Genomic DNA, 15095 nt, shown 5'->3' with positions numbered 1-15095 from the left:
CACCGAGTGGATTCACCGAGTTGCATGGGGATCTGAGAGCGTTAAAACTGTGCCCGCAGGCGGGCATGCTGAGGGGGCTAGAGTCCCCTCAACAAAGGCATGTCCCATTCTATGCGGGCTGGACGCCCTTATTTCATGAGACAAGGGGGTAATGTCGCGGCTGGACGCCACGCCAAAACCCCCAAAGGTCAAGTGCGGCAAACCGTCCACGCTGCGCGTGACCACCCCCCTTACGAAGTGATTTTGACCTCTATTTTTTCGCCTTCGTCTCAAAATATCGGAAATCACTACTCGTAACGGGGGTGGTCACGCGCAAAGTCGTATTATTCTCGTTCCTCGAATAATGCTCCTAAGCTTGGACGGTTTGCGGGGCGATGCCCCCCAAATAAACCGCTATCGTGGGCGATAGCTTTTTGCTCGCTGGGGCGGCAAAATTTATTCGGCTCCCCCCAACTAACTCGGTTCACTGGGGGTGAACGCTCGTTAGTGGTTTCGGCGACGCCAAATTAACAATTTTTTCAAAATTGAATTTAGCTGCCTCAATCCACTTTCCGTTAACAATTCATTCTGAATTGAACGATAAGTTAAAACCATCGTTAGCAATTTTCCAAAATTGAACGATTAAAAAATAACGTCACATTTCCTCTTCGCGGACTTTGTTTAATATACTTTTTGTCTTACATGAGTTGTATTCTTTTAGGTGTGGATGTAGTGCGGAGGCGATTTCTATAAACTTATTCCGTTCATCGTCATTCAGACTATCAGCGAATTCATGTATTTCCTCGGAAAGAAACTGGTCGTATAAGGTATCGTATAAACCACAGCGTCGCCCAGCGCTATGTTCCATTCTTGAAATAACAGACTCTGCTATATATACAGCATCTTTAATTGTGGGGTGTTTTATTCTGGTTTTCATTTTTGATTTCCTCTGCAATTAAAAAGTCATCCAACGTTGCACCTGAATTTAACCGTTCCTGAATTGAGCGCGGAACCCGACCAACACCAGACCATTTTTTGATGGCGTCACCTTCTCTGTACTGATATTTCATCCGGCGGCGGGATTTTGTTTTTATCGTCGCTGTGGTTATTAATTCCTCGGGTGAAAAACCCTCGCTGACAATCAGTGCTAACAATTCGCGGCGCTTCTCGTCGCGTAATTGTATGGTTTCTTGTTCTTTTTCCTGCTGCGCCTCCCACTCGCTGATATGCACCTCAAGTTTGTTTTGCAGGTCGGTTAATAGCGCGTAGTCGCACCGTTTAATAAACTGGTTCATGTTGCGGCCAGAGGATAGATAGGTGTAAACATCCTGATATTTAATGTCTGACATAATGAAAGTTACCTAAGTTAATGGAGTGTGGCGGCATTACGCTGCCATATAGGTGAAAGGCTTATTTACGTGGGGGAAACTCAAACGCCGTTTGTCCGGTGGCTTTGTCTTTTAGCACCACGAACGCCGAGAACGGTTTACCCGCTTTGCTGGTAAAGCCTTTTATCTCTGCGCTTTTGCCCTTGCTGATGATCGTTTCAACCTGATTTTTGGTCAGGTTTTTACCCGCCATTGTTGGCCAGATTTTAAAGTCGCACTGAGTACAGCGGAATATTTTAGGGGTCACAATGATGCTGCTGGCGCAGGATGGGCAGGGCGCGTTTAATCGCTCAAACTGGCTCTTTTCACTTTTTTCTTTATCGCTGGCCGTCACGTTGACTGCGCTGACATCGACGTGTTGAAGCTGCTCTGCAATAAATATTTCCAGCTCGTCTAAAAACGCATCGCAGGTCATTTTCCCCTTTTCGATCTGCTGTTGCTGCTCGTGCCAGAGTGCGGTCATATCGGGTTCGGTAGCGATGGAGGGCAGGGTATGAATAAAGCTGATGCCTAATTCCGTGGGGATAAGCTTCTTTTTTTCCACGGTATAAAAGTTGCGGTTTAGTAAGGTTTTTAACATTTCGGCGCGGGTTGCCGGTGTGCCGATCCCGCCATTTTCCCCCTCAGTGTCTTTATCCCGGCTGACTAATAAAGCTTTAATACGCGGGTCTTTCACATATTTTGCCACGCGCTGTAAATCACGTAACAGCGTGGCTTCGGTATACAGTGGCAGTGGTTTGGTTTTCTCCGCTTTGACAGTGACGGTTTGACAGGTTCCGGCATCGTTCACGCTAAGTGTCGTTAATATGGAAAATAAGCCATCGCCTTTATCTTTCCCCGGCTCATTCTCGCCGTCGCCGCTTTCAGCGTCGCCGTCGCTCTCTTGTAAAAGCGCCGTCCAGCCCATCCCGGTTGTTTTCCTGGCACTGGCCGTGAAGGTGTTGCCCGCTGCGCAAAAACTGACGCTGGCCGCCAGATACGTTTTTTCCGGTAAGAATTGAGCCAGGTACTGCGTGGCAATCGCGGTGTATACCGCGCGTTCGTCCTGACTCATTTTTGCTGTATCGGGCGCGGTGCCGGTCGGGATAATCGCGGTATGCGCTCCGACTTTACCTTCATTAAAGGCACGGCCTTTTCTGTTGCTGTCGAGGTCGGCCAGAACTTGCGGGGGAAATGTGCCGTTTAATGCTGCACTCACCGCCGCGATAGTCTGAGGCGCATCATTAAACTGTTCGTTATTCAGGTATCGACAATCTGAGCGGTTATAGGTGATCGCCTTAAAGTTATCGCGCAGCGATTGCGTCACGGCCAGCGTTTTTTCAGCGGGCAGACCGTGCTCACGGCTCATGTGAACCTGCAAATCTAATAGCGAGAAGGGCAGCGGTGCCGGTGAGGTTTTAGGTTCAGTCTGTGCCTGTGTCACAGTGGCGGGTTGGTACTGTGTCGTACTGGCAATATTATCAGCGTAGTGCTTATCGATAATGCGTTTCTTATCGTCCGTAGGGGCATCGTCTGGTACGGAAAATCGCGCCGGTATCTCGCCTCCGTCGCAACGGGTCAGGTCACAACCGTTAATCATAAAACCGGCGCTGACAGCGTAATAAAACGCTGCCGCATGGTTTTTGAAGGCTTCATAACGGTGAACGATCAGACCCAGTATCGGTGTTTGTACCCGACCAACCGATAACACATCTTTGCCGCCTTTTTTACGGGCGGCGAGGGTGTAACCACGGGTCATATTGAAGCCAAAGAGTTGATCGCCAACGCTTCTCGCTAATGCGCTTTGGGATAATCCGTAAAACTCGCTGTTGTCGCGTAATTGCGTCAGCGCCTGTCGCGCTTTCTCCGTGTTCAGGTCATTGATGAGGACGCGCTTCACCGGTTTTTTCGTGCCGGTGTACGTCAAAAATTCATCAATTAAAAGCTGGCCTTCGGCGTCGGGATCGCCAGCGTGAACAATCTCACTCGCCTTCTCAATCAGCGCCGCCACCGTTTTAAACTGGCCTGCGGTGCGCTCAATCGGCTGGTAGCGGTGCGGGCGCAGTTTCAGCGGTAAATCAGCCTCGTTCCATTTTTCATAAGCGGGATTATGACTTTCAGGCTTGACCAGCTCGAGCAGGTGGCCTGATCCCCACGTCACCACGTCGGTGCCACATTCGATATAACCGCCACGGTTTACACCGTTGCCCAGGGCAAGGGCGATCACTTCACCCAATCCTTTCTTTTCTGCGATAAAAAGTCTCATGATTACCCCCTGATTCGCCCGAATTGACTGATGATTTTGGCTATAGCTGCCGGGTCTGCGGCTTTGCATTCCCCCAAAAGCGCTTTACGCATGTTTGATGTCTTCGATGGATCAAACCGGCCTTTCTTCTTAAAAGAATTAATGCTGAAAAAGGCTTTTTCGGCACTGCTGCATTCACTGCCGCCGCTATTACCGGTTACTTTGCCGAACATACACAGGACGACCTCGCACGGGTCAGCAGCAAATGAAGGCGCAGAAAAGCCAGCGGTCAGGCACAGGAGTGCCGCCGCGATTGCGGTTTTTTTCATAACGTTTTATTCCTTGAGGTGATTTTGAGACAAACAAAAGACGGCTAACGCCCTCTGGTTGTTCAACGCCGGAAAAACAGATTAAAAATCTGTCTCACCGCCGTTATCGGGAAAAATAAATATCGGTGGTGTTGCAGGTCAGGCAGTGAGTTTTTGGAAGATAAGAGATAAGCCCTTGTGTACCGTGTTGTCTCAACCAGACTTTAGCAGCAAAGAACGCGGTCGCATCCGGCGCAGAGACGGCAACGTGTGGGGAATGAGCAACGGCATACCAGACATCAGGCGTCCAAATCTGCCCTTCATCCTGAAAATCGGTGATCACTCTCGACCACTGCCCGGACACGACCGGCGACGGTGTAACAACCGTGTTTTCCTGCCATAAAGGCAATGTGCCGTTGGTCGGCGAAAGAGGCTTATCCCACTCGACGGCTGCCGGTTCGGGCGGGGATGAACAGCCCGCGAGTACCAGCAATGCACTGAGTACAACCAGGGGTTTAAAATGTTTCATTCCTGAAATTCTCCATCACACCGGCGCGATGCACCGGCTTAAAGTAAATATCACCCATGCGGCGAATATCGCCGCTCACGTCAATGCTAGCGATGACATCAATGCTGTTCAATACCTTACGCAGCAGTACCGAATAGGGGATGTTCTGGCATTCCATGTTTTGATAACAGCGTTCCGCCAGCCCGTTAATGGCCTCTTCCGGGCTACCGGCGTGCAGAGAAGTGATCAGCCCTTCATGCCCCGAGCCGATGATTTTCAGACAGTCCCAGGCTTCACCTCCGCGCACCTCGGCCAGTAAAATACGGTCAGGGTTCATGCGGTAGTTTGCCCGTACCAGACTGGCCGGGATCACAATGGCTTTTTCTCCCGCATCGGCGGGGTAAAAAAGATGCACGTAATTTTCATGGCCGTAAAAGCGCGTCTCCGGGTTGTCCTCGATAGTCACCAGTCGCAGGTTAACGGGGATATACCCGATCATCGTTTTCAGGTAGGTTGTTTTCCCCGACCCCGTACCGCCCACGATGATGATGGTCTTGCCATATTCGACACACTTCTCCATAAAAGCGGGAATAGCTCCGGCATTGTATAAACGTAAAAGTTCGTCATCATGGCTTGCTGTTTTCTCCTTACCCGTGACCCGGTCGTAAAAGCCGCCGTCGATATAGGACTGGTGGGGAATTTGTATCAGGGAAGGCTTGCGGATAGTGATCGACACCGTATCTCGCTCACAAGCCGGAGGCATCACCACCTGGCAACGTTCGCCAGATTCGAGCGTGGCGGACAGCACCGGCGACGTATCATCAATATGGTCGCCCTGATAGTTGGCAAGCGCGGTGGCAAACGTCTGACACTGTGCCAGCGTGAGCGGAACGGGGTGTTTTTGCCACACCCCGCGAATTTTGGTAAACAGCTCTCCGGGACGGTTTACCGCGATTTCGGTCAGGCCATCGAGGTGAAGAAAATCCCCGAACATGCGTTGTTTATGCTGGTCGAGTGAAATGTTACTGACGCCCATAATGCCCTCCTTATTTGAGTTTCAGGCTGTAGACGCCTGAAAAATCGATGTCTGAACCGGTCATGATGCCGATGATATCGCCCTGATTTTTGTAGATGGTTGGCGGGATATTGATGCTGTTATCCAGCGCCGTTTTTGCCATTTCAGCGGCGGCAGCGCGTGAATTTTCCGTGTAATCGGTATTGCGGTCTTTCGACGGGGCGGAACTTGCCGCCGCTGCTGCGACGTCCTGCACGGTACTGAGCATCATTGCGTTGCCGAAACGCTCCCAGAAATGCGTGTCGATCCAGCCATCAATACCGGCCTCACCGAGCTGGCCTACGACCTGAGAATCAACCATCGGGATTTTTAGCCTGTCCGGGGTTCTGAGTTCCGTCCACATCACGAACATCCTCGCCTGGCCGTGATTGAGTGTGCCGGTCTTGTAGACGCCACGGGCGCGGGTGCCTGCGGGTATCAGCCGTACATGGGTGCTTTCGCTGTAAACGTCCTCAGATATCAGGCAGGAAATACGCCCGGCAACGTCGGACACAAAGCGGCTTTGAAGCGTACAGGGAATATAGGTATCGACCGGAATATACAAATCCGGGTCAAGCCGCATACGTTGTACGCCGGTTACTGTGGAAACTGCCGGTGCCACACCAGGTGATGCCTCCGCTCCGACAGGACAGGCCAGCTTTCCGCTGGCATCCATGACCAGCGTCACCGTGCAGGGTGTATAAGGCTGCGCGGTCGCGGGAGATACGCTGTGCTCTGTGGTACTGCGTTCAGCCGTGCGCGAAACCGTGGCGGTTTGGCCGCTGCTTTGCGTGCTGGACATCGCCGCCAGAGCCATCGACTTGTTAAATGAAACTGCCGGAGCGGCGGGGCGAGGAAGGTTTGTTTTGGTATCGGTTGACGCGGTGTCCTGCAACCCCAGCGGGTTTTCAGCCATCCCCATGCCCTGGCGTTTCCGTCCGTAACTGACATCATCCGGTGCCGCTTTTGCCTGTTCAGCCTTGGGAGCGGGGGCGCTCATGAAATGGTTATAAGCCCAGTCACCCATCCAGGCTAATACGATAAGCGCCGCCAGAAGCAGTATTCCCAGCGTCATAAGACGGTTTTTACCGCGCTTTTTGAGGCTGTTTACCTCGGGTTGGTCGGGTTTAACGTCCTCCACCGGTGCAGACTCTTTACGCTGTGCCTGCGCCCGTTCGCGTGCTTCAACTTCCAGCTCGGCCACCGTTTTTTCTCTCTCGGGTACGGGGCTTTCGCTCCCATCGAGAGGCGTTGGGTTTTGCGTATCCGTCATGGTTTTTCCTCCAGTTTAACCGCCGGTGAAACGGTGCTGCCGTTGCTGACCGTTGCCAGACCAAATCCCTGATTAACAATGCCCACCACGGCGTCGCCGTAGCGTAAGACCAGCTTTGGAGCCAGCGAGTGAACGACCATCACGCGATAGTTGCCCTGTTGCGAGAACGACGGGATGGTCGTTTGTTCTTTGCCGTTGACGAGCAGGAAGGGACTCGGGATCTTTTTCAGCGGTGAAAAGCCCAGGTAAGTGAAGCGGCCATCGTCATAGGCAAAGTCCGGTATAGCCATTTCACTGCCCTGCTTCACACGCTGCGCATAGTTCCAGTTTCGCGGTGTAGTGGCGGCATTAAACGCTTTGGCGATGCGGCTTTTTTCCTGCGCCTCCGTCAGCTCCTTTTGCCGCGCTTTAACGGCTTCCATGTTGGCCTTGCGACTGGCATCGGGATAATTCCAGGTCACAACAAACGCCAGACTGCTTGCCGGTGCGCCTTCATCGAGCACGTTAAGCTCCAGGCTGTAGAAGTGTGCCGACGTGGTGACAAACAGGTTGGTTTTCCAGTCTTTCGACTCGGGTAAAAATGCCTGCTGGACGGTTGAGCCGTCCGCATCCGTCACCGGCTGCGTGATGGGAGCTGGGCGAATATAGACGCGGTTCGCCTCCTTTGTTACCGCCCATCCTTTAATAAAGCCGACTTCGGTGCTGATCACCGCCTCATCATCGGCAAATACCAGCGTGGTGACGTAGCCGGCGCGGGTGTTGATCACCGTGCTGTTTTGCACGTTGTACGCCACCTGCTGCATACGGCTGTCGTACCGGCTACCCTGTGGGGTTGCGGCTCCCCACGCCGATGAGCAGAGCATCAAAGTGAGAATGACGAATAGATTACGCATTATTCTTTCCTCAGTTCTTTGTCACGCTGGTAACTGGTGACGATGAAGCCCAGCGGATTACTCTCACGCTGTGCGTCGGTCAGCGCCTTGTGTGGCACATAGTGGTATGTCAGACGAACGTTCCAGAATTCGACGCGCGTCGCGCCGTCTACAACGTGTCGGATGGTTTTTTTCAGTCGGAGGGTTGCCAGCATATCGGGCGCGGTAGCCTGGCTGATGATGTTGGAAATGACCTCAGTTTCCACCACGTTAGCCGCGTTCTGATAAACCTTGTCGGGGGCATCCTGTCCGGCGAACCAGGCAAGATAGTCCGCGTTGACCTGTCCGCTGTTAAAGAGCTGCACCGTGTCGTAATTGCTTTGCAGGGCGAAATAGTTGTATCCCTCCCGGAGCGTGGCGTAATTGGCGGCGAAGGCTTTAGCCATTGCCTCCTCGGTAGAAATGTCTTTTTCTTTCACTCGGGTGACGTATTCCGCCCGCCCGCTGTGGCTGTCTACGGTGTAAAGCTCGACTTCCGTGTGTTTTAGCGGAAGCATGACAATGACGGCCACAACGGAAAGTAAGGCAAATACCGTGGCGACGGCGGCGATAACAAAGGCGAGTTTTTTAGCCCGCGCATCGCGTGTCAGCATCACTTTTTCAAACGACTGCGAGGTATTCAGCGTTTTTTGTAATTCAGACATTATTCACCTCCTGCATAACGGAAGCGGAATTAACGGGTTGAAGGTCGCCGGAAACATCCGGCGGGAAATGGCTTTGCTGTGCGCAGCCCGCAAGGGTGCACAACATCATAAATATGATGAAGCGTTTCATGGTTTAGGTTCCTGAAAGGATTAAAAAGTAATGAGTCTTGCGATGGGAACAGGTGTGGCGGGATATCTGCTAATTTTGGGCTTTCATTTTCTCCACTGCGGCTTTTGCCGATGCTTTGGCATTACTGGCCGATGAGCCTTTGAGGTTATTCGCTGCCTTATCGCCAATACTGCCTAAAGCATTCCCCACGGGCTTTCCTACGGTACTTGCGGCTTTTTTCGCTGCGCCGCCGCCTGCCATTAGCCCCATTTTAGCCGCGCCCTGTACCACACCCTGTACGCTAGCCCCTGCCAGTGAACCGGCAATTTTTGCCGATAACCAGACCACGAACCCGGCACCGATACCTGCGAGACAGCTTTGTGCCGCCAGCGTCACGATGTTGTTTACATCAGCTCCGCTACTTGCTTTATCCAGTACACTACTTAAATACTGAATCGCAATCCGTAGAGATAAAGCCGAGAACATGAGCGTTAGGATCGCGGTAAAAATTACCTGGAGCCAGTTATTGAACATCGGGCGGAGAAAACTGTATATCAGGCAAAAAATAAATATGGGTGCCGTCGTTGTCATTAACAACAACATTATTTCAGCTCCCATATTCACAATAGTGGCAATAACCAAAGTCACTATTGTCCCCCCCCAGACCAATAGCTCTGCAATGCCGCCATTGAGTTGCACGTAAGTGGAATCATCGAGGTTAAAAAGTTTCTCCCCTAATATTTGTGCTTTACCCCAAAGAGTATCCAATAAAACCCAAACATTTTCACTTCCGCTTAGTCCGTCTTTTAAACCATTAATGGCGGCAACAGACGCGTCCAGATAACCATCAGCATTAGTGACAAATGCCAGGATGATCCCCATCCGCGCCAAATCCCACGCTACGTCCTCTACCGGGGTATGCAGCTTACCCGCCAGTGTCTGATAACCACGCCAAAGAATGTACAGAGTGGCAGAGCCGGTAACTAGCCCTGCCATCATTGTTGAATACAGGGACATTTGCCCCTGTATAACACTATTCAAACCATTCATTACCGCGGCATCCATTCCTGTGAAAATGCCTTCGCTACTCATGATTTGTTATTCTCCGGGGTTATTTTACTTTGCATGTACTCCATTTGGATTTTTTTTATTCCTGCTGCAATGTCAGGTTCATTGATAGATCTCTTTTTTGCATTCACTACAGGAATGCATCGCTCACTGCTGAATGTTTTGGTTTTCAAACAATCGGCATAGTCTTTTAGTAATTCGTCATGATGAGCCATATACCACTCCTCAGTTTTCTTTTCTTCACAACCACCTAAAGCAAAAAGGCTTAAAACAAGCAGGGAAGATAAAATAGTGCGGTTATTAATCGTCATATGAAAAATCCTTGTCATAAGTTGTTTAAATCAGCTACCGGCGCACTCAGTTGTTGCTGCCGGTGGGCTTTTTGTCGCTGCGATGTCAGCATTTGATCACGCAGTTCCGACTGTTTCACGCTCATTTCCCACTGCGTGGTCAGCGCGTTTAACTGTACACTTTTTGACGTTATGGTGTTCGCCAAATCCTGTGACTCTTTAGCGTCTTGCGACATTTCGATACGACTTACAAGGGTAGAAATATCACTCACCGTACTGTTGATCTTCTCCTGTACCGCAGTGGTATCTTCGACGGCCACCGCCCGGTTAATGACGATTTGTTTACAGGTATCAGCATAGCTTTGGGTCTGCGTAGCATCACAGGTGTCAAACATCTTGTACTTGCTGTACAGGCCGTTTAGCGCGCTGCTGTATGACCCGCCGGAGTTCGTCAGTAGGTCGTTGAGTGAAATGCCGTTTTTTTGCAGGTTTTTAAGGTCATTCGACAGCCCCTTAGCCTGGCTCAAAAAGTCCTGCACGTTGCGTACGCCGGTCGCGGTCGCCAGTTGCGATTTGTAGGCATTGAGCTGGGATTTATACTGTTCTACCGTTTTAAGCCAGTTTTGGGCGTCAGTCGCGTATTGAATCTGACGTAACGGATCAGCATCAACCATGACAGGAATACCGGCATAGGCTGTCAGTGATGGACACAGCAAAGCCCCCGCCAGACAGGCGGCGGACAGAGTTTTCATTTTCATGTTATTTCCTTTCAGAGAGCGAGTTGCAGGTAGCGTTCTAGCCAGTCGTCCGGCTTCATGCCGTCCTGAAACACAGAATCAAAAATTTCGAGGTTGTCAGCGCTGCTACTTAACACTTTTGTGTAAGTACCAAGCCCGGACAGGTCAAGGGTGACAAGTGCTGCAAAGTTGCGTAAATCACCCTTTTTCAGGGGGCTTTTCACTATTACGAACTGGCGTGACAGCGGATCGAGGTTCTTGATGATGTCGAAGATCTCCGGGGCGACTTTCAGACCATCAACATAGTCTTTGCGGTCAGCCTTCGGGTTTGCCGTAAAGATTTGCGTGCCGCACTGCTCCACCACGGCAGGAGATATCGGGTTAATCAGTATTTCCGCCGGTGACTGAGTACCAGGAATAAACAGGCCATTCAGTTTGCGGATGACTTTCAGCACGTTAAAGGCGAAATCAGAAAAGACCGGGTCGTTGAGCCATTTCCAGAATTCATCCATGAAGATCACCAGCCGTCTCCCGTCGAGCAAGCTGGTGACGCGATACAGCAGGTAAAATGAAATCGGCGCACACACGTCAGCATCGTCCAAAAATTCCGTGCCATCGATGCCGAAATTGTCGCATTCGCCAATATCAAAGGTGTCCAGGTCATTATCGAAAACCCAGCCGTATTCGCCACCCTGCGCCCACTGTGACAATCTTACGCGTAACCCGTTTTCCTGCGCTTCCTTCGTTGGCGGCTCGGTGAGGTTCTCCAGCAGTCGGGTAATACCAAACCCACGGTGTTCAGCCGGTAACTCCTTCATGACCGCATCCACCGCCTGGCTAAGACGCAGCTCGTCGCGCGGGAACAAGGTTTGCCCGTTGCGGGTGCAGAGTATGCGCATCAGCTTTTTGATCATGTTCAGATTGCGTTTAGTCGGGGAAAGGCGGAAGGGAGCCCAGCCGGTAGATTCACCGCTTTTCACCTTATAATACTGGCCGCCCAACGCCCGTACGTTCAGTTCTGCCCCCCTGTCCTTATCAAAATAAACGGTAGTAAGACGCTGCGTTTTAGCCTGCGGCGAAAAACTCTGGGGTTGTCGGTATTTTTGCATCATGACCTGAATGAATGCCATCAGCATTGTTTTACCCGAACCTGCTGTGCCGATAACGCTGGTATTTCCCAGGTTTTTCTCGTTAAAATCATCCTTATTGAGCATTGAGTTGTGCAGGTTCATGTAATACGCCCCGCCCGATGGGGTTTTGAGAACGCAAAGCGCTTCACCCCAGGGGTTCTTATCCCGTTTCCCCGTATAGAAGTTATGGAATGACGCCAGTTCTGCAAAATTCTGGCTGCTGATGGGGACAAGTCGCGGCCTTAGCGTGTACACACCTGGCATTTGTGCCAGATAGGCAGCGGGCAGCGACAACGTGGAGAGCGTCGGGGTGATACCCAGATCGGTGAAGGCGTTGATCAGGCTGTTGGTGTCTTTAATCAGCCGTTCTGTGCCGGGTGCCGATACCATCAGGGAAAAATGATATTTACCAAAGGCAATGTGTCCGGCCTGCAACATGTCCAGGGCAACAAATAAGTCTTCCTGCTGCGAAATGGCATCATCTTCCGTGCTGCGTAAACGCTTGGCCGTCTGCTTGATGTGCTTTTGCGCTTCATCTTTCGCCATACAGGTAAAAGACTGGGTGATCACATAGTCACACGGTGCATACAGCAACACGTTCATTATCCCGGTGAAGGATTCCGGCGCGTAGTCTTTCACTTCCAGCCCACGGAAGAAGGTCTTTCCGCTCACGTTATTGCTTTGCCCGGCATCGCCGGTGAAAAACAGGTCGGTTGTGCCGAGCGTTTCATAAAATGGCGTGCGCGTAACGGCTGTTTTCTGCCAGACGCCGCTTAACAGCCGCCGATAGAAAGACAGTTGTGACGAAAATACGCGGCCATTTTCTTCATAAGCCCCTAGTTGGTTCGCGGTGAAACGCGACAGAGACGTGCCGACCGTCTGGCAGATCTCCAACATCTCTTTTAATGCACTGTCTAACGCATGTTGCTTCTGTCCGTCGGACATCCGTTTGCGCTCGACCTTATCCAGTCCGACAAAGGGCATATAACAGGCGGTGAAGAACAGACGATTATGGCGGAAAGGATGGTTTTCAATCGTTGAGTAGTACCGTTCGCTGACCGTATCGGCAAAATCGTTACCCGAATGCCCGTCAAAGTGATCGTGGTACGTTTCACGGATATTGTGAACGTAAAACGTCACCGGTCGGCCTTCAAAGGACTTAATCAGGTTATTAAACTGACCAGACAGAATGTCGAGATTTTCTTCCGTATCACATTCAAACGCCGTTCCGCCAATTTCCCACGTTGCGATCAGGTCGCTACCTCGGGTTTTAATGACGTTTTCATGAATGTGCGACGAATACGGAATGTGCTTGGTGAGCGTGACCCGTTCGTTAAGTCGCATAGTGTTGATGAACTCCGTGATGTCTACGGCGTCGTAGTCGTTCGCCAGGAACGCCGTTGCGCCGTAGTGGGTGTTGCACGTCTTATTGCCCCGCGTTTTCAGTTTTAAAAAGGCTAATCCGAAAATGTGGGCATCCTTTCGAGCCATCTGGTTCATGACAAACCAGCTTACCGGCAGGAACAGCAACAAAAGTTTAGTGAGGTATATCGCCAGCAGGATAATTGCCCCACTGACGATAACTAACGGCACCATCGGAATGCCAAACAGCATAGCGGGGCGCGTCAGGGCTTTATTCAGCGTGACCATTTCCGCCCCTTAGCTCATCAACAGAGCGCCGATTTCTGCACCGCTGGCAATAAGAATGCCGCCAATGATGATCCCTTTACAGTCGTGAAGGCTTTTGCCGTCCCATAACACTTTGTAACCCACCCAGATAACAGCGATGGTAATGGTGACGATGGCCAGACCGGTGAGGCCAGACGAGATTTTTTCCAGCAACGTTTCGGCTTTGGCGAACCCGTCCGCGAATGCCGGTGATGACATGGCAGCAGAGGCCGCAACAGCAGCAAGGTAGGCAGGAGCGTTTTTAATAGAGCGTAAAATTTTCATGATATTTCCTTATTTAGATGTAATGACTACAAATTCCCCCCGCACAACCTGTGACGGGAAAGAAACGGGTGTAGCCTGGTTAGGTGACACTTGCGTGTCGGAGGTGATGAGATCGCCGCGTACAATACCTTTGGGGTAACGTATCTGCGGCGTGGGTGCTGTATTGCCTGGTGTGGCGTTTTGCTTTTCTTGATCGGCCTTGCTGGAAGGCACGACATATTTTTGCGCGGGTTTGTAACCCATCCGCTGTACATAGCTGGTTTTGGAAAATGCGGCTTCGGGCTTCTGGCCGGTATCAAAGTTGCCGGAGTAATAGCAACTCAGCGCCCTTTTCAGGGTGCCGCCCCGGAGATAGCAGTCAGTGATGATTTTCTCGAAGACGGTCAGGTTGGTGCAGGGATTAAACAGTTGTTTTGCAGTGACACCGTAACGGGAAAAATTAGCCTGGTTGATTTGCATCAGACCAACTGAGTAATTTTTACCTTTCGCCTTGAGCTGGTCGATATGATCAAGAGCGTCGTTTATGTTGCTGGGGAAAAGCCCTTTTTTCTGGCCTACAACACCAATAGCAAAGGGGTTTAACCCCGACTCAACTCTGGCTACATCATGCGATGTATCCGGGTGAATGGTTGGGGCGCATTGCATGGCCAGAGTCAGAAGCACGGCGGATGAAATCATGTGTCCTCCTATTAGATGGTTTATTCCTCTTCAGTGGGGGGAGCCTTCTGCAACTGGTTAAGCAGTGAGGCATGGCCTTTTTTGGTGAATTCATCAATCAAGTAGTGAAGGAATGTTGTTGTTTTGATATTGGTGTTGGATAAATAACTGATTTCACGAGCATGTTTTGCTAACAGTTGGTAACGCTGCTGTCCGATGTAAATCACCGCCGTACTCGTTGGCTCGCCCAACTTCTTTTTCGGCATGGATATGGCTACTCCTATTAAAAAGGCACCGCAGGCTATTGCCCGCAGTGCCGGTATGTATAAAAGAATGAGGTTGGGTTTAAAGGTTGGACGATTGCAAAAGGTGTGAAAAGGCAACCTGCCGTTGTTCTATCGACCTGATAAGCGAGATTTCCTGAATTTTTAGCAGCAAAGCGGGCGAAATATTACGGCACTCAATAGCTTGATCATCATTGTTCAGCGCTATCAAGCGGGCGCATTCAATCGCGGATATCACTTTCTGGGGAACCGTACAGGCATCTGAACCGAAACGAATGAAGCCGATGGCCCCAGGGATAGAGGAAATCGTTGATGTATGGATTTTGTTGATATCAAAAGAGAGGAACAAATAATTAGGGAACAACACTTTTTCGTCGATCCGAACCGAATTACAGTCGGTTCGGTGAGAGACTCTTACATAACGAGGACAAAAAACACTAACGCCTAAGCTGTTGACCCTTCTGGTTATTTTGTCAACATCCTGAGTCTTGCAGTACAACACATACCATAAATTCATGTTTCCCATCCTTGTGGGCACAAGCCCCCATTTTCCGCCG

The 15095-nt window shown here is 50.9% G+C and carries 17 protein-coding genes; all 17 read right to left on the bottom strand.

Annotated elements, in window-relative coordinates; translation table 11 throughout:
• Positions 1-634: 634 nt before the first annotated feature.
• Entirely contained in the window at positions 635-916 is a 282-nt protein-coding gene (locus BBW68_RS18445; protein WP_148127647.1) for a hypothetical protein, read from the bottom strand.
• Entirely contained in the window at positions 885-1328 is a 444-nt protein-coding gene (locus BBW68_RS11405; protein ID WP_070135454.1) for an H-NS histone family protein, read from the bottom strand. Before BBW68_RS11405 ends, BBW68_RS18445 begins: the two co-directional genes overlap by 32 nt.
• 61 nt (positions 1329-1389) lie before the next feature.
• Positions 1390-3612 carry a type IA DNA topoisomerase gene (locus BBW68_RS11400; RefSeq protein WP_070135453.1) on the bottom strand — a complete coding sequence of 741 codons (2223 nt, stop codon included), beginning with the start codon at positions 3610-3612 and terminating at the stop codon, positions 1390-1392.
• 2 nt (positions 3613-3614) lie between these two features.
• Positions 3615-3920, bottom strand: coding sequence for a conjugal transfer protein (locus BBW68_RS11395; RefSeq protein WP_040118350.1), 306 nt, complete (start codon positions 3918-3920; stop codon positions 3615-3617).
• Positions 3921-4023: 103 nt separating this feature from the next.
• Complete coding sequence (locus tag BBW68_RS11390) at positions 4024-4428, bottom strand: cag pathogenicity island Cag12 family protein (protein ID WP_070135452.1); 405 nt, start codon at positions 4426-4428, stop codon at positions 4024-4026.
• Positions 4415-5443: a P-type DNA transfer ATPase VirB11 gene (gene virB11 / locus BBW68_RS11385; RefSeq protein ID WP_070135451.1), complete on the bottom strand. Its 1029-nt coding sequence runs from the start codon at positions 5441-5443 to the stop codon at positions 4415-4417. Before virB11 ends, BBW68_RS11390 begins: the two co-directional genes overlap by 14 nt.
• A gap of 10 nt (positions 5444-5453) precedes the next feature.
• Positions 5454-6734 carry a VirB10/TraB/TrbI family type IV secretion system protein gene (gene virB10 / locus BBW68_RS11380; RefSeq protein WP_070135450.1) on the bottom strand — a complete coding sequence of 427 codons (1281 nt, stop codon included), beginning with the start codon at positions 6732-6734 and terminating at the stop codon, positions 5454-5456.
• Positions 6731-7627 (bottom strand): P-type conjugative transfer protein VirB9, encoded by an 897-nt coding sequence (virB9, locus tag BBW68_RS11375; protein ID WP_102135786.1) that lies wholly within the window; start codon positions 7625-7627, stop codon positions 6731-6733. The genes virB10 and virB9 overlap by 4 nt, the downstream gene beginning before the upstream one ends.
• Positions 7627-8310, bottom strand: coding sequence for a VirB8 family type IV secretion system protein (locus BBW68_RS11370; protein ID WP_040118345.1), 684 nt, complete (start codon positions 8308-8310; stop codon positions 7627-7629). The genes virB9 and BBW68_RS11370 overlap by 1 nt, the downstream gene beginning before the upstream one ends.
• A 199-nt stretch (positions 8311-8509) precedes the next feature.
• Positions 8510-9511, bottom strand: a complete 1002-nt coding sequence (locus BBW68_RS11365; protein WP_070135448.1) for a TrbL/VirB6 family protein — start codon at positions 9509-9511, stop codon at positions 8510-8512.
• Positions 9508-9798 carry an EexN family lipoprotein gene (locus tag BBW68_RS11360; protein WP_040118343.1) on the bottom strand — a complete coding sequence of 97 codons (291 nt, stop codon included), beginning with the start codon at positions 9796-9798 and terminating at the stop codon, positions 9508-9510. Before BBW68_RS11360 ends, BBW68_RS11365 begins: the two co-directional genes overlap by 4 nt.
• A gap of 14 nt (positions 9799-9812) precedes the next feature.
• The gene (locus BBW68_RS11355) at positions 9813-10535 is read right to left on the bottom strand and encodes a TrbJ/VirB5 family protein (protein WP_064645492.1); all 723 of its coding nucleotides are present in this window, start codon (positions 10533-10535) and stop codon (positions 9813-9815) included.
• Between the two features lie 11 nt (positions 10536-10546).
• Positions 10547-13294 carry a VirB4 family type IV secretion/conjugal transfer ATPase gene (locus BBW68_RS11350; RefSeq protein ID WP_070135447.1) on the bottom strand — a complete coding sequence of 916 codons (2748 nt, stop codon included), beginning with the start codon at positions 13292-13294 and terminating at the stop codon, positions 10547-10549.
• A gap of 9 nt (positions 13295-13303) precedes the next feature.
• Positions 13304-13597 carry a TrbC/VirB2 family protein gene (locus BBW68_RS11345; protein WP_040118340.1) on the bottom strand — a complete coding sequence of 98 codons (294 nt, stop codon included), beginning with the start codon at positions 13595-13597 and terminating at the stop codon, positions 13304-13306.
• Between the two features lie 9 nt (positions 13598-13606).
• Positions 13607-14275: a lytic transglycosylase domain-containing protein gene (locus BBW68_RS11340; RefSeq protein WP_070135446.1), complete on the bottom strand. Its 669-nt coding sequence runs from the start codon at positions 14273-14275 to the stop codon at positions 13607-13609.
• 20 nt (positions 14276-14295) lie between these two features.
• Entirely contained in the window at positions 14296-14520 is a 225-nt protein-coding gene (locus tag BBW68_RS11335) for a hypothetical protein (protein ID WP_040118338.1), read from the bottom strand.
• Between the two features lie 79 nt (positions 14521-14599).
• Positions 14600-15095: transcription termination/antitermination NusG family protein (locus tag BBW68_RS11330; protein ID WP_420835347.1), on the bottom strand; the 496-nt coding region annotated here is incomplete at its 5' end.

Origin of the sequence: Candidatus Erwinia dacicola, assembly GCF_001756855.1 — a bacterium.
GTDB classification, from domain to species: domain Bacteria; phylum Pseudomonadota; class Gammaproteobacteria; order Enterobacterales; family Enterobacteriaceae; genus Erwinia; species Erwinia dacicola.
Note: the sequence above shows the minus strand (reverse complement) of the source record. Positions and strands in the feature narration are given on the sequence as shown.